Source organism: Paenibacillus arenilitoris, from assembly GCF_014705655.1.
Lineage (GTDB): Bacteria > Bacillota > Bacilli > Paenibacillales > Paenibacillaceae > Pristimantibacillus > Pristimantibacillus arenilitoris.
Map to the genome: position 1 here is coordinate 21,838 of NZ_JACXIY010000039.1, position 18,663 is coordinate 40,500.

Consider the following 18,663-nt stretch of genomic DNA (forward strand, 5'->3'; position numbering starts at 1 on the left):
GGGGCTGCCGGCAGCGGATCGGAGGGACGGGCGATGGCGGAATTGACATGGACGGAAACGGCTCCGGGGGTGTGGAAGGCGGTAATCGGATTTCCGGACGGACTGACGCCCCTGTCCTTGATCGGCGCCGCCCCGCGGACGGAGGCGCTGGCCCAAATGGTGCCGGCTCGCCTGCCTTTCGGGCTGGACCTCGTTTCCGTAACGGAAGCAGGAGGCGGTCGGCTCATGCTTGCGCTGCCGCTTGAGGACGAGGAGAAGCTTTACGGAACCGGGCTTCAGTTCATGCGGATGAACCAGCGCGGCCGCACCCGTTATTTGCGCGTGAACAGCGATCCAAAGCAGGACACGGGAGAGACGCATGCACCCGTCCCTTTCTACGTCAGCGACCGCGGCTATGGCGTCCTGATCGATACGGCGCGCGCGGTCACGATGCATTTGGGCTCGACGATGCGGCTTGCGGAGACGCGCAAGGAGGATGCGCTGGACCGGAACCGCGATTCCGGCTGGCGGGCGACGCTTCGATCGGAGCGCGCGGAAATCCGGATCCCCGAAGAAGGCGCCGGCATCTATTTGTTCGGAGGGCCTGCGCTTGGCGACGCGGTTCGGAGATATAACTTGTTCTGCGGAGGCGGCGCGCTTCCTCCGAAATGGGGACTTGGCTTCTGGCACCGCGTACCGGCCATGTACAGCGCGGAGGAAGCGATCGCGGAAGCGCGGGAATATCGAAAACGCGACTTTCCTTGCGACGTTATCGGACTCGAGCCGGGCTGGCACAGCCGCAGCTATCCGGTTACGTACGAGTGGGACGCGGAACGGTTCCCGGATCCGAAGCGGTTCGTGGACGAGATGACGGACGACGGCTTCCGCGTCAATCTATGGGAGCATCCTTACGTGTCGCCGGAAAGCCCGATTTACGATTCGTTAAAGCCGTTATCCGGAGATTATACGGTCTGGGGCGGCCTTGCCCCCGATTATTCGCTGAACGCAGCCAGGGAAATATACGAGCGCCAGCATTCGGCGCAGCATATCGGAATCGGCGTATCCGGCTATAAGCTGGACGAATGCGACGGCAGCGAGCTGACGAACAACGCCTGGATGTTCCCGGCGCATGCGAGCTTCCCATCCGGGCTGGACGGGGAGCGGATGCGGCAGCTTTACGGGCTTATGTTTCAAAAAATGACGACGGATCTTTTCCGGTCGGGCAACCGGCGGACGTACGGCCTCGCGCGGGCCTCGAACGCGGCGGCGTCCTCGCTCCCCTGCGTGCTGTATTCCGATTTGTACGATCATAAGCAGTTCATTAGGGCGCTGTGCAACAGCTCGTTCAGCGGGCTGCTCTGGTCGCCGGAAGTGCGGCGCGCGCGGAGCGCCGAGGACTGGGTCAGAAGAATGCAGACGGTCTGCTTCTCTCCGCTGGCCATGCTTAACGCCTGGGGGGACGGCACGAAGCCATGGTCGTTCCCGGAGGCGGCTCCTATCATTCGCCATTACATCAAGCTGAGAATGCGGCTACAGCCCTATTTGTATACCGCTTTCGCCCGCTACCGGGAAGAGGGGATCCCTCCATTCCGCGCGATGCCTTTTGCAATATCGCCGGACGAATTCGCTTCCGCCGAGAAGCGCCGACTGTCGCTGCCGGCGCTGAACACGACGGACGGCGCGTACGGGAAGCGATCGGAGCCGCAATGGGACGATCAATATATGATCGGAGATGCGATGCTGGTAGCTCCTTTGGTCGAAGGGGAAGTGGAGAGGGAGGTATTGCTGCCGGCCGGCTCCTGGATCGGATTGGAAAGCGGCGAGCGTTACGAAGGCGGCGGCGTGATCCGGGTACGCGCGGGAATCGATACGATACCGGTATTCGTTCGGGACGGAGCGGTCATCCCGATGACCGCGGCATTGCCGCATGCGCTAAGGCCGGGCGAACAGGCTCCGCTCGAGCTTGTTCATTTCGGAACCAAGGAAGGCGAGGGATGGGTGTACGACGACGACGGCGAGACGCTGGATTACGAACGCGGCGCATGCGGATGGTGGAAGGCAGCCGTCAGAAAGACCGCCGAAGGCGGTTATGAAGGCGAGTTTACGGGCCCGGGCGGGCTGCCGGCTTCCTACAGCGGCGTGAAGTGGCGTTTTGCCGAACTGGGGCTGAACGACGATGGCGATGAATAGGTATAGGGCGGCCTCCCCTCGCGCGCAAGGAACGATAAAGCGAAGATTGTGGTACAAAGCGCCCGCGTCGACCTGGGAGGAAGCGCTGCCGATCGGCAACGGACGTCTGGGCGGGATGATTTTCGGCGGCGTTGCCAAGGAAACGATCATGCTCAATGAGGATTCGCTTTGGCACGGAGGGCCGATTGAAGGCGATAACGCGGAGGGGCTGGCCTACGTCCCGGAAATCCGCAAGCTGCTGCGGGAGGGAAAGCAAAGGGATGCCGAGCATCTGGCGCGAATGGGGCTGACATCATCCCCGAAGTACATGCATCCTTACCAGCCTTTGGGCGTATTGCAGCTGTGGATGAAGGAGCATGAAGGCGAGTTCGGCGGATACGAGCGCGAGCTCGATATTAGCGAAGCCGTCGCGCGAGTCCGTTATGCATGCGGTCAATCGGCATACGAGCGCGAATACTTCAGCAGCGCCGTCGACGGCGTGATGGCCGTACGACTGCAAGCGGACGTTCCCGGCGGGATTACGGCCGCGATCCATCTGATGCGGCGTCCGTTCGACGAAGGATCGGCCGGCGACGGCGCGCATTCGGATACGGTTACGATGCAGGGGCAATGCGGTCCGGACGGCGTCCGGTACGCGGCCGCGGTTCGGGCGATGGCCGAGGGGGAACGCGCGCGCGTAAAGGTTATCGGAGATTTCCTCTCCGTCGAAGAGGCGGACGCGGTTACGCTGCTGCTGGCCTCCGGCACCTCCTTCCGGCATGACGATCCGGAGAAAAGCTGCCTGGAGCAGCTGCAAGCCGCCGGCCGTTATCGCTATGCTGAGCTGAAGGAAAGGCATGTGCGCGACTATTCCGCCTATTACGACCGGGTAGAGCTCGAGCTGCGCGGCGGCGATGACGAACGGGCTCAATCGAACGCCGAGGAGCTGCCGACCGATGAACGATTGCGCAAGCTCGGAGAAGGCGGACAGGATCCCGGACTGTTCGCGCTATTTTATCAATTCGGACGGTATTTGCTGCTGTCCTGCTCCAGGCCGGGTACGCTTGCCGCCAATTTGCAGGGGATATGGAACGCCAGCTTCACCCCGCCATGGGAATCGAAATATACGATCAATATCAATACGCAAATGAATTATTGGCCGGCCGAAGCAGGCGGATTGCCGGAATGCCATGAACCGCTGTTCGATCTCGTCGATCGCATGCTGGAGCCGGGCAGACGCACCGCCAGGTCCGTATACGGCTGCCGAGGCTTCGTCGCCCACCATAATACGAATCTTTGGGGCAATACGCATGTCGAGGGCGTGCTGCTCACCTGCTCGATCTGGCCGATGGGCGCGGCATGGCTGTGCCTGCATTTATGGGATCATTATCGTTTTGGGCTTGACGATTCGTTCTTGCGGGAGCGCGCTTATCCGCTGCTGAAGGAAGCTTCGTTGTTCTTCCTGGATTACATGGATTCGGACGGCGGCGGGAGGCTTGTGACGGGGCCGTCGCTCTCGCCGGAGAACCGATTTATATTGCCGAACGGAGAGACCGGCACGCTATGCATGGGTCCGTCCATGGACAGCCAAATCGTGCATGCGCTGTGGAGCGCTTGCATCGAAGCCGCGCGCATCGTTGCGGTGCCCGGCGGCGACGGGGCGGATGACGCGGCTTTGCGCCGGGAGCTGGAAGCGGCGCTACGCAAGCTGCCTGAGCCGGAGATCGGCAAGCACGGACAAATCAAGGAATGGCTGGAGGATTGGGAGGAAGCGGACCCCGGGCATCGGCATATTTCGCAGCTGTTCGCCCTTCATCCGGGCGAGCAGATTCATGCGCGGCGAACGCCGGAGCTGGTGGAGGCGGCGAGAAGAACGATCGGGCGCAGACTGGCCGGCGGCGGCGGCCATACCGGCTGGAGCCGGGCCTGGATCGTGAACTTCTGGGCCCGGCTGGAGGAAGGCGGCGAAGCTTACGGGCATCTCCGCCGGCTGCTGACGCATTCCACCTACCCGAATCTGTTCGACGCGCATCCCCCGTTTCAAATCGACGGCAATTTCGGAGGGGCAGCCGGCATTTCGGAGATGCTTCTGCAATCGCACGGCGGCGAACTTGTGCTGCTGCCGGCGCTGCCGCCCGAGTGGAGCGGCGGCAAGGCGGCGGGCTTGCGGGCAAGAGGCGCCTTAACGGTCGATTTGGAATGGGGGGACGGCAGATTGAAGGAAGCCCGCATATCGGCGAAGAAACGAGTCGATTGCCGGCTGCGGTGTAGGTCGGTCGGCGCCTTCGTCATTACGGCGGGCGACCTGACGATCGCGGAATGCACCGGAACGGCAATGGCGGAATTTCAATTGGAAGCCGGCCAGACCTATCGCGTCAACCCTATTGCGTAACCGGCCACGATTGACGCACGCGAGGCATTCGGATGAACAGGGGAGGAGAACGATGATGAAGGAACTTGTCCTATTGCAACCACGAGAATTGGAGCAATGGTGGGAGAAGATACAGGCGAAGACGGACCGGCTGATCGGCGAAATAGGCGATCGGTCCCCTCATGTATCGGCTTCCGGGCTGTATGACGACATGCGGATCGACTGGTGGACGTCCGGTTTCTGGCCGGGGATGCTTTGGGTGCTCCACGGCGCGACGGGCACGGAGAAGTATCGGGATGCGGCTTGGGATTGGGATTCGCGGATCGAGCAATGTTTCGTCAGAGAAAACAATCTGCACCACGACGTCGGCTTTCAGTTTGCGCTGACGGCGGTTATCAAGCATAAGCTTACCTCCGACGGCGATGCCCGTCGACGCGCGCTGGCCGCGGCCAATTTTCTCGCCGGTCGGTTCAACCTGCAGGGCCGGTTCCTTCGCGCCTGGAATCAGGATAAGACCGGATGGGCGATCATCGACTCGATGATGAACCTATCGCTGCTGTTCTGGGCATCCGAGGAGACAGCCGATCCGCGGTTTCGCCAGATCGCGTGCGCGCACGCGGATACGGTGCTCCGGCATTTTATCCGCGAAGACGGCTCGGTCCATCATATCGTCTCCTTCGATCCGGATACGGGCGAAGCTGCCGACTTTTTGGGCGGACAAGGATACGCGCCGCATTCCTCCTGGAGCAGAGGGCAGGCATGGGCGCTGTACGGTATGGCGCGCGCGAGCCGTCATTCCGGGAACATCCGCTATCTTCGCGCGGCTCAGCGGGTGGCGCATTATTTTCTGAGCTGCCTTCCGGAGGACGGCGTGCCGCACTGGGACTTCCGCGCGCCGGATCCGGGAAGCCAGCCCCGCGACAGTTCGGCCGCGAGCTGCGCCGCCTCCGGCTTGCTGGAAATCGCCGACGCGCTTCCGGAGACGGAAGGCCGGATGTATCGGCAAGCGGCCGAACGGATGTTGAAATCGTTAAGCGTCAAGTATGCCACTCTGGATGAACCGGATTACCAAGGATTGCTTCGCGAAGGGACCGGCAATAAACCGGCCGAGCAGAACGTTAACGTATCGTTGATTTACGGGGATTATTTTTATGTCGAGGCGATCGCGAAGCTGCTCGGATGGTCGCAGCGGATATTTTGATCGCTTCCAAAGTCAAAGAGGACAATCTTAAAGAGAAGAATGGAATTCGTTGCGAATCCCGTTCTTCTTTTTTTTGTAATCGGCCGTCCGTACCGGTCGATCAAATCGTAAATCCGGCCCATGCGATTGGGACTGCCCGAATCTAGCAAATTCAGGTATAATAGTAGACCTACACATCCTAAGAATATTAAAGGAGACTTCTATGAAAAAAATTGTATACCTGACAATTTTGATCTGCGGGTTGATTTGTATTTCCGGATATGTGCCATTCCGGGCGGAAGCAAGCGGCAGTTATACGGCCAAAGTATACACCGGTTCCTTGAATGTCCGCAGCGAGCCTTCCCTTGAAGCGTCGATCGTAGGCGGTTTGAAGAAAGGCGAGACGGTCACCGTTACGGATGAAGAGTACGGCTGGCTGCGCGTCAAGTCGGACCGGGTATCCGGCTGGGCGGCCGGTTATTATTTGAAGAAGGTCGACGGCCGCGTCGTTACGGCCTCGGCATCCGATCAAGATGACGGCGTGCAAGACCGTTCGGATGACACGCGGGCGACCGTACTGGCGGATACGCTCCGGATCAGGTCCGGCGCCGGATTGGACCATGAAATCGTCGGATTCCTGACCAAGGGAGACGCCGTTACGATAATAGACAACCGGGCAGGATGGGCCCGGATTCAGATTGCGGACGGGCAATCCGGGTGGATATCGGAACGTTATATCGAGAAGGGCGAAAAACATACGCCGGCGGTTTCTTTGGGAAATTCGAAAAGCCTTAAGGGGAAAGTCATCGTCATCGACCCCGGTCACGGCGGAGACGATCCCGGCATGATCGGAACGACCTATGAAACAATCGAGAAAAAAATCAATTTGAGCACCTCCTTCTACCTCGAGGATGAGCTTCGAAGCCGCGGAGCGAGCGTCCTCATGACCAGAACGGAGGACGAGAAGCCCGAGCTCCACGACAGGGTCGAAAGAAGCGAATCCGCCGGTGCGGACGCTTTCGTCAGCATCCATTACAATTCTTCGGAGAAGAATACGTCCGGCATTCTTACCTTCTATTATTCGGATACGAAAGATCGGCCGCTCGCCCGCGCGATCGAAAACCGGCTTGCGGACGGCATCGGCCTCAAGAGCAACGGGATTTCTTACGGCAACCTTCACGTGTTGCGGGAAAACGATACGGCATCCGCGCTCGTAGAGCTCGGTTTCCTGTCCAATGCAAAAGACGAATCCGTCGTCCGGCGCTCCGAGTATCAGAAGAAAGCGGCCGAAGCGATCGCGAACGGGCTGGAGGATTATTTCAGCAAGTAACCAAGAAAAGTCCGGCGCACGTAAATAATAAGAGAATAAATTTACACGAAGAAACGGCAGCCCGATGACGGGCTGCCGTTTCTCCGTTTAAGGGCAGCGCTGATCGGGGCAGGCTGCGAACTTCAACATAGAGTTGCATTGATCCTAGAAGGGAGACTTTCGCCGCTCCTCTCAGAGCAGCTTGGTCATAAATACGCTGTTGGGATCTTCCTTATAATCGGCAAATGGCTCGCATGTTCGGAAGCCAAAATCGGCATACAGGCTTCTGGCTGGCGCGAACGCGTCCATGGAGCCTGTCTCCAGACTGAGCCGGTCGTAGCCTCTCCGTACGCCCTCCCCAATGATATGCGCAAGCATCTGTCGAGCCACGCCTTTTCGCAAATGGGCAGCGGCGGTCCGCATCGATTTAATTTCCCCATGCCCGAGATCCAGCTCCTTAAGCGCTCCGATTCCGGCCAGCCGGTCCTGCTCCCATGCGCTCCAAAACGTAATTTCAGGCGCTTTCAAGCCGTCCAGATTCAAGGCGTGGATGCTTTCGGGCGGGGAATGAAGCGTCATCCCGTTAAGATGCTCCGCAATTAAAGCGATCACTTGGGCGTCTGTCAAATCGTCCCGTTTAATGGTCAAGTTCATCATTCATCACTCCGTAGTCTTGATCGAATGGATCGTTACTGCCCTATTATGCATCATTCTGCCAGAGGAAAAAAGGGTAAATGGTTGGCCTTGTTTTCACCTTTTAAGGGCAAGGCGGCTCCAACTATAGTAATATGAGGTTAGGAGGTTCTACTACATAGGGGGAAAGGCAGGCGGCGGTTCATGGGAAATCATGTTGAGACGATAGCGCAAAGGGTCGAGTCGGCCGAGACAAACACGCTTTTTTCCCGATTAAGCGGCATGATGAGCAAGGAAGGGAATCCCGAGCAGGTGTATATCGAGCGTTTCGGGAATGCCCATGCATTCATGGTTAAGGGAATTCCCGATCCGTATTTCAATTCGGTTAGAGGAGTATCGTCTGAAGATATCGATCAGCTGGATAGGATCATCGAGTTTTATCGGGACCATAACGTTCCATGCCGATTCGATATGCCTCCTTTTGCGAGTGCCGAATTATTGTTGAAACTAGCCGAACGGGGCTATTATCAATACGGCTTCCATTCTTCGATGTGCGGTTCCTTGCCCCGGGCGGAGCAATTGATTCATCAAATTGACGAAGCCGTGAGCGTAAGGAAGATTCGCGGCAGCGAGTTTTCCCTGTATGGCGAAATCTACGTAAAAGCGTTTAACATGCCCGAGTTTTTGGCAACTGCCGTATCTCAAAACAACCTTGTCCTTGAGAAAATACCGGGTTGGCATTTCTTTCTCGCCAGCTATCGTAACGTTCCTGCTGCTGTCGCAGCCTTATACGTTCAGGATGGAGCCGGCTCGCTCGCCGCGGCGGCGACTCTCCCGGATTTTCGGGGCAAAGGATGCCATTCCGCCTTGCTGGCGGCTCGAATAAAGGAAGCAATAGACCATCATTGCGATCTAATCGTCGGCCAAGCAAGATTCGGATCGATTAGTCAAGGGAATATGGAGCGCTATGGGTTGAAAATGGCCTACACCAAATCCATTTGGAAAGAATTGCCGAAATAGAGCTTACACAAAGTTCGTCTTCCGCGAAAACAAGAAAAAGCAGCCTATAAAAGGCTGCTCACATCTCTTCCTATATTAATCGGAACCATCAATCCGTTTGTCATTCCGCAGTCCGAATGCGGCAATCAGGGCGATTATCACTGTAATCGTAGTGACCAGGAACGCATCGGAATAACCGACCGCATGAAGCTGGTACAACGGATTTAACGGTACGCCGGCATCTTGGCGGGAATGAAGAAAAGCACCTACGATGCCGGCTCCCGTTCCTGCTCCCAGATACAGCGCGCCTTGGAATAATCCCATTCCCGCTCCAACCTGATCTTGCTCAAGCGCTCCTACCGCGGCATTATTGGCAGGCGAATGAAGGAGCGCGAACGCGATCCCGACACCCATGACTCCAATGGAAACGAGCAGCGGAGACGCGCCTGCGGCGAAGGACGACAAATGCAAGGTGGATATCCCCATCACGGCCAAGCCCGCGAGGATAAGCGATCTGGACCCGATACGATCCGAGATCCGGCCGATCCATGGCGAAAGCAGCGCGACAGCCATACCGCCCGGCAATAGAGCGAGTCCCGCTTGACCGGGAGCGAGACCGTTGACTTCCACAAGGAGTAACGGAACGAAGACGAGAACCGCAAAATAGGCAAACATGGAGAAAAAAGCGACAACGACCGCATTCACGTACCATTTGTTTTTGAACAAAATAGGCGGCACGAACGGCGTCTTTGCTTTGCGGATACGCCATATGAATCCGATTAGAACGAACACGGCTCCGAGTAAACCCCCAAGCGCGGAAAACGAGTCAAAACCCGCGGCCTCGCCTTGCGTTACCCCAAACAGCAAAAGTCCGGCCGCAAGACCGAGCAGAGCACCGCCGAGCAGATCGAATTGCCGTTCGTTCTCGTCTTCTATCGCCGGTTTAATGATCGGCAGCGCATGGAAGGATCCGACTACAATAAATAGCGACAGGATGAAAGTAATCCGGAATAGGGAAGACCATCCCCAAATCTGACCGACAACGCCGCCGAAGATCGGCCCGAAAGCCGTTCCGATTCCGATACACCCCGCAACCAAGCCTAATGCCGTCCCGCGTTTCCCTTCGGCAAATACTTTGGAGATCGTTACAATGGAAAGGACAGGTATGGCGGACATTCCCGCCCCTTGAACCATCCGGCCGAATACTAACCAGGGAAGGCTGGCAGACTGAGCGCAGATCAAACTTCCGAGCGACAATAGGGAAGCGGCAAAGACGAACATTGTCCGGAGTTCATAAAAATCCGACAGACGCCCATATAGAGGGACACCAATCGCAAGAAAAAGCGCCACTCCGCTTACGACCCAGCTTACTTGCGACTTCGAAGCCGAGAGCGACTCGCCGATCAGCCCAAGAACGGGATTCACCATATCCACCGTAATGGCAGCCAACAGGGATGACAGGACGAGCACGAGCATCAACAACTTCGTGGATGTTTGTCGTTGTTTAAACGTTTTTGGATTCGATTTTGTTTTCATTCGGATAAGCCTCCTAAAATCGTTATGGCTGATTATTTTAGGAGGCTTGATCGACTGCTTTGTTGGTCAAGAGGTTCACCCTTTCAGGTCGTATAGTCGTATAGCGTCTCGTGTTGACTATTCCCTAATAAACGAATGCGTGCCTAGAAGGCGAACCTCCAAATCAGCCAGCAAATAAGAGCGGACGCCCAGGAAACGGAACCGAATACGAGGACGATTTTATTCTCGCTCCAGCCATACTTCAGACTGAAATGATAATGAATCGGGGCCATCTTGAAAAGGCGAAGTTTCATGCGTTTATAGTACCATACTTGAAGGATGACCGAAAATTTCTCCGCCAAGTAGACCGAAAATAAAATCGGGATCAATAGCTCCACCTTCTCGATGATCGCCAACATGGAGAGCGAGCCGCCGATCGCCAGCGATCCCGTATCTCCCATAAAAGCTCTGGCGGGATAAATATTGTAGAAAAATAAGCCGAGCAGGCAGCCGATCATAACGAGCGAGAAGGTTTGCACTTCCTGCTTGTCCGAGATGACGAAGAAAAAACAGTAAGTCGGGATGGCAACATGGATCAATAGCCCGTCCAGTCCGTCCGTGAAATTGATCGCATTCGCCGATCCGACTACGAACAGCAGCATGATCGCCATGTAGGCGTAAACGGGCAGACGCACCTGGAAACCGTGAAGCAGCGTAATTTCGCTCGTCAGCGAGAATGAATGCAGCAATACGAATAGCAGGATAGCGGTGAATACGAATTGAAACACCAGCTTCGTCCGACCGGATATACCGGCTGGATCTTGCCACGCCGCTTTTTTGAAATCATCCATAAATCCGACGGCGCTGAATAATAGAAACGTCGCGCATAAGAAGATCATGAGCGGCGCGGGATAAAATTGCAGGGACGTTACGACGCCGATAAGCAAAATAAGCCCGGCCATCAACGGCGTCCCTCGTTTGGCCTGATGGTCAGGAGGCAGCTCGGAGCGGATGGGCTGCGTGAGCTTCAGGCTGCGCAGCGCCCAAATGAGCAGCGGCGTCAAAACCGTCACAAGCACAAACGAAAGTCCGGATATCCCCAACATGCCGACCATGCGGAAAGCACCTCTTCCTCTTCCTATAATGAAATGACTCAAACGCTTCTCATCCCCAACTATACACAAGCTTTATGTCTGTTTATAGTGAAGGTTTGTCTCATTTTTTTTCTTATTTTCGGCAGCGGCCGTCCTCGGAAATAGGGATTGACTATCCAGGATTTAACTGATAAGGTATCTGGCAAAATCGATTAGATCGTCCGCGTTCGGCCGCGGCCAGATCATTTGGCGCGACGAGAAGACGGGCGTGCTGTGCGGCGGAACCGAATCGAGAACGGACGGCTCCATTGCGTCTTGGTAGATTGCATCGCATGACGATCCCGTCCCGAAAGCAGCGATTAAAGGGGGAAACGATGAAGGTCGACAAGCAAATCCGAATATTTGAAAAACAAGCTGTCCGATACGACAAAAAAAGAGAACGATTCGAGCTTGGCGAATACCGCAGGCGCCTCCTGCATACGGCAAGAGGAAAAGTTTTGGAGCTGGGAGCGGGAGCCGGAAGCAATCTGCCTTATTACGATCCCGATGTTGCGTTAACGGCGGTCGATTTCAGTCCGTCGATGCTTGAAAAGGCAAAGGCCGCAAACGAACGAATTTATGGCTTGCATGCGGATTTTATCCAGAACGATGTCGATCGTCTGTCTTGGACTAAGCCGGAATTCGATACGGTCGTTTCCACCTTGTCGTTATGCGCTTACCGGGATCCGCTGAACGTGCTCCGCAAGATGAGCGAGTGGTGCAAGCCCGGCGGACAAGTATTGCTGATGGAACACGGAATCAGTTCCAACAAAGCGATTGCCATCGCCCAGAAAGCGCTTGATCCTCTCTTCTGCCGGTTTGTCGGCTGTCATCAAAACCGGGATATTCTTGGTCTAATAACCGCTTCCCCGTTGCAGATCGAAAGAGCGGAGCACTACATGTCCGGGATGCTGCACTTGCTTTGGTGTCGCGCACCGGGCCGTTTCCCCGGCTGATCAACAGAAAATATGTAACCGGAAGCAAACTTTTTTCTCTTTTTCCAAACCCGTTACGCCTTTATGATTAGAAAATGATAAGGCGCGGGGGGGAAGAGATCAACATGACGAAACGGATCGTACAACTGCTGCATTTTGGCTATCATCAGGCGATGAGCTGCCTGTTTCCCGTTGCAATCTTCGGAACTTTGGCTCTCTCGAGCATGATACAGATGCCGTTCCTTCATCGATACGATGCCATTCTGCTTATTTTGCTCGGCGTGCAATACCTCATGTACCGCAGCGGCTTGGAGACGCGGGACGAAATCAAAGTCATCTGCGTGTTTCATGTTATCGGACTGGTCCTGGAGGTTTATAAGGTTCGGATGGGGTCATGGTCATACCCCGAGCCCGGGTATACGAAGCTGCTCGGCGTCCCGCTCTACAGCGGCTTTATGTATGCGAGCGTGGCAAGCTTTATGTGCCAAATATGGCGGAGACTGCGGATGGACATGACAGGATGGCCCGGGCTTATTCCTTCGATGCTGCTCGGAGGAGCCATCTATTTCAATTTTTTCACGCATCATTTTATTCCCGATTTTCGTTGGTGGCTGACGGCACTCGTCTTTATCGTTTTTTGGAAAACGCGGATTATCTACCGGGTACGGTCCGTAACCTATCGGATGCCGTTAACGCTCGCGTTTGTCCTTGTCGGTTTTTTCATCTGGCTGGCCGAAAATATCGCCACTTTTTTTGGCGCGTGGAAATATCCCGACCAGCATCAAACCTGGCAGCTGGTCAGCTTCGGCAAGATCAGCTCGTGGTTCCTTCTCGCGATCATTAGCGTCATTATCGTTGCGCAGCTTAAACATGTCAAAGCGGGAAGAAAGTTGACATCCCCGAAGAACGGATGGGAATGAATCCGAATCATGCCTCCATATCTGTGGAAACTTCGCCGGAGACGGTAACGGAGGAACGATTGGCTATTCTGAAGGAACGTCAGGCGGACCGCATCAGCATGGGGATTCAAAGCTTCGTGGAGGCGGAAGCAAGCGCGATATACCGCCCGCAAAAGCCGGCTGAGGCTGAGAAAGCGCTTATGAATCTGGATCTATATCGGCTTTGTTCATATGCCGGAGCTCCGAATGGAAGAGATTTACGGGGATCGCGTCCTGGAGCGGATCGCAACGCGATTGGAATGAAGGAGCATGGAGCTGAGGGTTCGTTTATGCCGGAAGGACACCGCTTAAGGTGTCCTTCTTCGTCTATTCATCGTACGACTGCAGACAGATTACGGCTGCCCCCGCGAATTCCGCTTCCGCCATTGCGAAGGAGAATGCCGCTTGTACTGCTTGAACATTTGACTGAAATAATTGACGCTGCCGAAGCCGACGTTGAAGGCGATTTCCGTGACCGGATCGGAGGAATGAAGCAATAGCTGCTCGGCGGCATTGATCCGGAGCAGATTGACGTATTCCACGAACGTTTTGCCGGTTATTTTTTTGAACGTTCTGCAGAAATGGTATTCGCTCAAATTAACGATGCCGGCCGCCTGCTGAACGGTCAGCTTCTCCGGATAATGCCGCTCCACGAACGCGATCAGCTCTTTGAACTTCTCGGTCAATTCCGCGCTTTCCTCACTTGCGGAGCCGGGTGTGCCTTGCAGCTGGTGATGGCGGGATAGATGAACCAGCAGCAAATGAAGCATGGACCGGATCGCCAGCTGAAAGCCCTTTCCCCGCTGCTTGTATTCGGCGATCAACTGCTTGACGATGTCCGCGATGTATGGATAAGAGGCGTCCTTCGCCGGCAGATGAAGGGGAAAGAAGCTTTTTCCGGCAATATACGGATTCGTAATCTGCATGTGATACGAATCGGCCATCGAGCTCCCGGCCAGGGCCGAGTGAAAGACCACCGCATAATATTCCACCGGATGCTCGTCATCCGCAAACCCCGTATGGATCAGCCCCTTATTGACGAACAGCAAATCGCCGGGTTCCGGCTTGACGGTCTCGGAGCCGATATAGAAGGTGGCGTTCCCCCGGATAAAATAAATGATTTCCCAATCGTCATGCCAATGCAGGTGCAGGATCTCCTTGCCCGGCGGAATGATATGGAAGACGTCAAGAGGAAAGCCCGGCTCCCGGTGGGGCACGTCCTGCTTGATCTGATATGGATTGGTCACGTTGCGTCCCTCCGAAAAGCAATATCCCTTAACTTTACAGCAATATTAGATAGAGAACCCGAGCGGGGAAGCACCTATAATTATAGACAATCAGCCGCTGGAATGAAAGCGGTATCTAAAGCGGGAATGGCCAAATCTTAGGCTTACGGGGGGTTATCGCATGGCGTTCGAGGTTGAACCGACAACGGGAGATTCAAGCTGGTATACGCATGACCGGTTCGGCATGTTCATTCATTGGGGGCTGTACTCGCTGGGAGCGAGGCATGAATGGATGAAGGGCCGGGAGTTTTTGACGAACGAGCAGTATGACAAATATTTCAAACGCTTTGACCCGGATTTGTACGATCCCGAGCTGTGGGCTGCCTTGGCGTCCGATGCCGGCATGAAATACTTCGTCGTCACCGCCAAGCATCATGAAGGCTTCTGCCTGTGGGATTCGAAGCTGACCGATTATAAAGCGACGAATACGCCGGCCGGCCGGGACCTGCTGACGCCGATGGTCGAAGCGTTCCGTTCGAAGGGCATCCGAACGGGGCTGTATTATTCCCTGCTCGATTGGCATCATCGGCATTATACGCTCGACGTCAAGCACCCGCTTCGATACAACAAGGAGTTTCTGGAGGATCAAAAGAACCGGGATTGGCAGCAGTACGTCGACTACATGCACGGACAAGCGAGAGAGCTGCTGACCGAGTTCGGCAAAATCGACCTGATGTTCTTCGACTTCTCGATCCCGCCCGAGCAAGGCTTTGCGGGCAAAGGCAAGGAGGATTGGCAGAGCGAGAAGCTCGTCAAGCTCATCCGCGAGCTGCAGCCGCATATTTTGCTGAACGACCGACTGCAGGTGAAGGGGGATATCACGACGCCGGAGCAATATCAGCCGCGCGAGTGGATCCGATTGGACGGCAGACGCGTCGTCTGGGAGGCGTGCCATACGTTCAGCGGCTCCTGGGGCTATTACCGCGACGAGGAATCGTGGAAGAGCGTCGATACCCTCGTGAAAATGCTGATCGACACGGTCAGCAAAGGCGGCAACCTGCTGCTGAACGTCGGACCGACCGGGCGCGGCGAATTCGACGAACGCGCCATCGACCGGCTGAAGGGCATCGGCGAGTGGATGAAACGCCACGGCAGGTCGATCTACGGATGCACGGCGGCGCCCGAAGAGCTTAAGTGTCCGGAAGATTGCCGGTTTACTTACAATCCGGCGAACAACCGGCTCTACCTGCACGTGTACAGCTGGCCGTTCAAGCATATCCATCTGCGCGGATTCTCCGGCAGGGTGGAATACGCGCAGCTGTTGAACGATGCGTCGGAAATCAGAATGGTGCAGGGCGAAGAGACGATGACGATGGAAGCGGGCGCATTCAACGAGGGCAGGTCGCGCGATATTGTGACGCTGCAGCTGCCGGTCAAGAAGCCGAATGTAACGGTGCCGGTCATTGAGCTTTTCTTGAAATCGTAAATGGGAAACGACGGAACGGAAGAGGGGATGAAGAAGATCATGAAACCGAAGCTGGGTTTGCAGGGGCCGGTCGTTGCATGGCAGGATTGCTGGGCTGGGGAAGCGTCCGATCAACTGATGAGGACGGGCACGGGCAGCATCTATCCTTCGCAGGATCCGCTGCCGCCTCCCGGCCAATTCGTCGAGGCAATGCGGGAGCTGGGCGCCGAGTTTTACGTGCATCATATGTTCCCCAGCCTGGCCGGCCAAGCCGAAATGATACGCGATATGGCGATGTACGGCATGGAGGTGTGCCTGGGCAACGAGTACGGCAACATTAACGGACCTTACGTCGAAGGGACGAACCGGTACGACGTGCCGGACGAGGCGCTGCTCGAAGCCGCCCGCAGCGGCATGCTGATCGGGCTGCTGTACGACGAGCCCGAGCATTTGCAAATCAATGCGTCGCAATACCGGAAAGATGCTTATCTGCCGCATTGGGGGGGAACGGAGGGGTGTTCGCTCGCGGAGTCGCAAGCTTCGGTTGGGGCTGCCGTTGCGGCGAGAGTCGGGCATGTGCGGGACGTTCTGGAGAAAGCGGGACTTGATGCGGACGGCGTTCCGCTCGTATCCGAGTTCGTGTTTCCGACGATGTTCCACGCGTTGGCCCGCGCTGGGATGGCCGTCTGCCCGAAAATCATGAAAGAATCGTTCCAGTCGCTGCAGCTGTCCACGGCGCTTGGTGCGGCGCGGCAGTACGGCCGGGCGATGTGGATTTGCGCCGACCTGTGGGGGCCGGATGCAGGACCGTGGTTCACCCGCACCTCCGGCTTCCCGGGCCATTCGCCCGAGGAATACGCTTCGGCTCTGCGAATGGGCTATTACATGGGACCGACCCATCTGTTCACGGAAAACATCGATGTTCTGCTGCGGTACGGGGACGGCCGGTTCCGCAAGACGGAGTTCGGCGACGTGTGGGACGAATTCGCGCGCGGCTTCGTGCCAGAGCATCCGCTGACTTGGTCGCATAGAGATGCCGATCCCGATATCGTCTTCATCCATTCGGACGACAGCAATTACGGACAAAACGCGAGGCTGTTCGGCAACCGCGGACTGGCGGCTCCGGAAGCGACGCAAAGCGTGTTCCACGTCTGGCATCTGCTCAGCCACGGCACGATTCCCGCTCACGGAAGCTGCATGCACATTCCCGGCTACGCCTTTCCCCGCAAGCGGCTGAAGGCCGAGGTGCCGAAGGAGCGGTTTCCGCTCGAGCAGGGCTGGCCGTTCCCGTCCGGAGAGCGGGTACATCCGCTTTATTACCCGGTTAACAATGTGCTCGTCTATGACGAGAAAGTGCGGGAGCGGCAGCTTGGCCGTCCGAAGCTGATTGTCGTGGCGGGCGAGCGGATCGAAGACGAGACGCTTAAGGCGGTTCGCCGCCGGGCGGAAGCGGGAGCGACGGTCGTTATCGCCGGCTGGCTGGCCGAGGGCAATTGGCCGGAAAGCGGGCGGGCGGGGGAAGGGACATGGCTCGTGACCGACAGCTTCTTGACGGACGAACGCGTGATGGAGACGGTGAAGCCGTTCCTCGGCAGCCCCGACTGCTGGATTCAGCGATTCGGCGGCACGGAGGTACGGATGTCCAAGGCGGATGAACGCGGCTTTACGCTCGATTTCGAAATTTCTGGGAGGCGAGGGAAAACGATATGAGCCGATATACGGCAGCATCCGAAATCAGGGAAGGGCTCACGGTCATCGTATTAACCGACGCGGCTGCCGGAGCTGCGGCGGAAATCGTGCCGGAGGCCGGCAACAATCTGTTCCGCTTCGAAAGCGGCGGGCATACGGTCCTTGTGCCGCCTTCAAGCGTCCGTTCGTTAAAGGAGGAGCCGTTCGCGGCTTTCAAATACGGCACACCGATCCTGTTCCCGCCCAACCGGGTGAGAAACGGACGGTTCGCCTTTCGCGGCCGGGAGTACCGCTTGCCCTTGAACGAGCCCCCGGACAATCACCTGCACGGTGAAATTTGCTCCAGAGCCTGGGAGGTCATCGAGTACGGAGCCAGCGATCAGGGAGGAGCTACGGTCACCAGCCGCTTCCATTACGCTCTGCACCCGGAGCTGCTCGCTTATTTTCCTCATCCGATTACGTTTACCGTCACCTACCGCCTGTTCGAGGGGCAGCTGCGGATGGATACGAAAATCCGGAATGACGGCGAGGACGAAGCGCCGTTCGCGTTCGGGCTCCATCCGTACTTCGCGCTTCCGTTCGGAAGCGGGGGGCCGCTGATGCTGAAGGCGCCGGCTGCTGCCGAGTGGCCGGTTACGAACGAAGCGTTCGTGACCGGACTTCCTGCCGATACGCCGTTCAGCGAGGCGCTGCGGGACGGGGCGGACATAGCGGATTATCCGCCGCTTGGCTGCTCGCTGCTGGAGCTGGACGGCGGGGAGGCGGACCCTGTCTGCCGGATCGAAATGCAGGACAGCCGTTATGCGATCGTCTACCGGTTCGACCGCCGGTTCCGGTTTCTCGTCCTCTTCCGTCCCGACTGGGCCGAAGCCTTCTCGCTGGAGCCCTATACGAGCGTCACCGACGCGTTCAATCTTCCCTACGGCGACGAGCTGACGGGCGCCCGCGGCATCGGGCCGGGAGAAGAGCTCCGGTTCCGGGCCAGCCTGGGCGTGGAAGCGTTGTAGCAAGAGGCTTGAGTAATTCGCCACGAAGTGGATTGCCTTAGAAAGGTGAATAAAGAGCGGAGAGGGCCATTTGAATCCGGAAAAGCGTAGCACTCGCTTTTGAAACCCCATTCTT

Annotated in this window: 14 protein-coding genes and 1 pseudogene; 11 read left to right on the forward strand and 4 right to left on the reverse strand. The window is 56.8% G+C overall.

Annotated elements, in window-relative coordinates; translation table 11 throughout:
* Positions 1–33 precede the first annotated feature (33 nt).
* From IDH41_RS25610 to IDH41_RS25625, 4 genes are all read left to right on the forward strand, one after another.
* A complete protein-coding gene (locus tag IDH41_RS25610; RefSeq protein ID WP_190866238.1) occupies positions 34–2,169 on the forward strand; it encodes a glycoside hydrolase family 31 protein in 2,136 nt (711 codons plus the stop codon).
* The gene (locus tag IDH41_RS25615) at positions 2,156–4,540 is read left to right on the forward strand and encodes a glycoside hydrolase family 95 protein (protein ID WP_223830064.1); all 2,385 of its coding nucleotides are present in this window, start codon (positions 2,156–2,158) and stop codon (positions 4,538–4,540) included. Before IDH41_RS25610 ends, IDH41_RS25615 begins: the two co-directional genes overlap by 14 nt.
* A 52-nt stretch (positions 4,541–4,592) precedes the next feature.
* Positions 4,593–5,720, forward strand: a complete 1,128-nt coding sequence (locus tag IDH41_RS25620) for a glycoside hydrolase family 88 protein (RefSeq protein WP_223830065.1) — start codon at positions 4,593–4,595, stop codon at positions 5,718–5,720.
* A gap of 202 nt (positions 5,721–5,922) precedes the next feature.
* Positions 5,923–7,029: an N-acetylmuramoyl-L-alanine amidase gene (locus tag IDH41_RS25625; RefSeq protein ID WP_190866240.1), complete on the forward strand. Its 1,107-nt coding sequence runs from the start codon at positions 5,923–5,925 to the stop codon at positions 7,027–7,029.
* A 171-nt stretch (positions 7,030–7,200) separates the two neighbouring features.
* Here the strand turns inward: IDH41_RS25625 and IDH41_RS25630 are convergent, their stop codons facing one another.
* Entirely contained in the window at positions 7,201–7,656 is a 456-nt protein-coding gene (locus IDH41_RS25630; RefSeq protein ID WP_190866320.1) for a GNAT family N-acetyltransferase, read from the reverse strand.
* A gap of 189 nt (positions 7,657–7,845) precedes the next feature.
* Between IDH41_RS25630 and IDH41_RS25635 the strand changes: the two genes are divergently transcribed.
* Positions 7,846–8,661, forward strand: coding sequence for a GNAT family N-acetyltransferase (locus tag IDH41_RS25635; RefSeq protein ID WP_190866242.1), 816 nt, complete (start codon positions 7,846–7,848; stop codon positions 8,659–8,661).
* Between the two features lie 75 nt (positions 8,662–8,736).
* Here IDH41_RS25635 and IDH41_RS25640 read toward each other — a convergent pair whose 3' ends face one another.
* The gene (locus IDH41_RS25640; protein ID WP_397328592.1) at positions 8,737–10,182 is read right to left on the reverse strand and encodes an MFS transporter; all 1,446 of its coding nucleotides are present in this window, start codon (positions 10,180–10,182) and stop codon (positions 8,737–8,739) included.
* 137 nt (positions 10,183–10,319) lie between these two features.
* On the reverse strand, positions 10,320–11,270 hold the full coding sequence (mraY, locus tag IDH41_RS25645) for a phospho-N-acetylmuramoyl-pentapeptide-transferase (protein WP_190866246.1): 951 nt from the start codon (positions 11,268–11,270) through the stop codon (positions 10,320–10,322).
* A gap of 353 nt (positions 11,271–11,623) precedes the next feature.
* Here mraY and IDH41_RS25650 point away from each other — a divergent pair, with 353 nt between their 5' ends.
* From IDH41_RS25650 to IDH41_RS31560, 3 genes and pseudogenes are all read left to right on the forward strand, one after another.
* Positions 11,624–12,244 carry a class I SAM-dependent methyltransferase gene (locus tag IDH41_RS25650; protein ID WP_190866248.1) on the forward strand — a complete coding sequence of 207 codons (621 nt, stop codon included), beginning with the start codon at positions 11,624–11,626 and terminating at the stop codon, positions 12,242–12,244.
* 104 nt (positions 12,245–12,348) lie between these two features.
* Positions 12,349–13,143 (forward strand): DUF817 domain-containing protein, encoded by a 795-nt coding sequence (locus tag IDH41_RS25655; protein ID WP_190866250.1) that lies wholly within the window; start codon positions 12,349–12,351, stop codon positions 13,141–13,143.
* Positions 13,119–13,343: pseudogene (locus tag IDH41_RS31560) on the forward strand (STM4012 family radical SAM protein); the annotation flags it as partial. The gene IDH41_RS25655 and the pseudogene IDH41_RS31560, both read left to right, overlap by 25 nt.
* A 171-nt stretch (positions 13,344–13,514) precedes the next feature.
* Here IDH41_RS31560 and IDH41_RS32035 read toward each other — a convergent pair.
* Entirely contained in the window at positions 13,515–14,408 is an 894-nt protein-coding gene (locus IDH41_RS32035) for an AraC family transcriptional regulator (protein ID WP_190866251.1), read from the reverse strand.
* A gap of 160 nt (positions 14,409–14,568) precedes the next feature.
* Here IDH41_RS32035 and IDH41_RS25665 point away from each other — a divergent pair, with 160 nt between their 5' ends.
* From IDH41_RS25665 to IDH41_RS25675, 3 genes are read left to right on the forward strand one after another with little or no spacing between them, the layout of a single operon-like run.
* Entirely contained in the window at positions 14,569–15,873 is a 1,305-nt protein-coding gene (locus IDH41_RS25665) for an alpha-L-fucosidase (protein WP_190866253.1), read from the forward strand.
* 39 nt (positions 15,874–15,912) lie between these two features.
* On the forward strand, positions 15,913–17,562 hold the full coding sequence (locus IDH41_RS25670) for a hypothetical protein (RefSeq protein ID WP_223830066.1): 1,650 nt from the start codon (positions 15,913–15,915) through the stop codon (positions 17,560–17,562).
* Positions 17,559–18,548: an aldose 1-epimerase gene (locus IDH41_RS25675; protein ID WP_190866257.1), complete on the forward strand. Its 990-nt coding sequence runs from the start codon at positions 17,559–17,561 to the stop codon at positions 18,546–18,548. The genes IDH41_RS25670 and IDH41_RS25675 overlap by 4 nt, the downstream gene beginning before the upstream one ends.
* Positions 18,549–18,663: the final 115 nt, after the last annotated feature.

What these genes read in the sequence shown, in the direction of transcription:
- IDH41_RS25610 (WP_190866238.1), top strand. Translation starts at nt 34, where the DNA reads ATGGCGGAATTGACATGGACGGAAACGGCTCCGGGGGTGTGGAAGGCG.
- IDH41_RS25615 (WP_223830064.1), top strand. Translation starts at nt 2,156, where the DNA reads ATGGCGATGAATAGGTATAGGGCGGCCTCCCCTCGCGCGCAAGGAACG.
- IDH41_RS25620 (WP_223830065.1), top strand. Translation starts at nt 4,593, where the DNA reads ATGATGAAGGAACTTGTCCTATTGCAACCACGAGAATTGGAGCAATGG.
- IDH41_RS25625 (WP_190866240.1), top strand. Translation starts at nt 5,923, where the DNA reads ATGAAAAAAATTGTATACCTGACAATTTTGATCTGCGGGTTGATTTGT.
- IDH41_RS25635 (WP_190866242.1), top strand. Translation starts at nt 7,846, where the DNA reads ATGGGAAATCATGTTGAGACGATAGCGCAAAGGGTCGAGTCGGCCGAG.
- mraY (WP_190866246.1), bottom strand. Translation starts at nt 11,270, where the DNA reads ATGGTCGGCATGTTGGGGATATCCGGACTTTCGTTTGTGCTTGTGACG.
- IDH41_RS25650 (WP_190866248.1), top strand. Translation starts at nt 11,624, where the DNA reads ATGAAGGTCGACAAGCAAATCCGAATATTTGAAAAACAAGCTGTCCGA.
- IDH41_RS25655 (WP_190866250.1), top strand. Translation starts at nt 12,349, where the DNA reads ATGACGAAACGGATCGTACAACTGCTGCATTTTGGCTATCATCAGGCG.
- IDH41_RS25665 (WP_190866253.1), top strand. Translation starts at nt 14,569, where the DNA reads ATGGCGTTCGAGGTTGAACCGACAACGGGAGATTCAAGCTGGTATACG.
- IDH41_RS25670 (WP_223830066.1), top strand. Translation starts at nt 15,913, where the DNA reads ATGAAACCGAAGCTGGGTTTGCAGGGGCCGGTCGTTGCATGGCAGGAT.
- IDH41_RS25675 (WP_190866257.1), top strand. Translation starts at nt 17,559, where the DNA reads ATGAGCCGATATACGGCAGCATCCGAAATCAGGGAAGGGCTCACGGTC.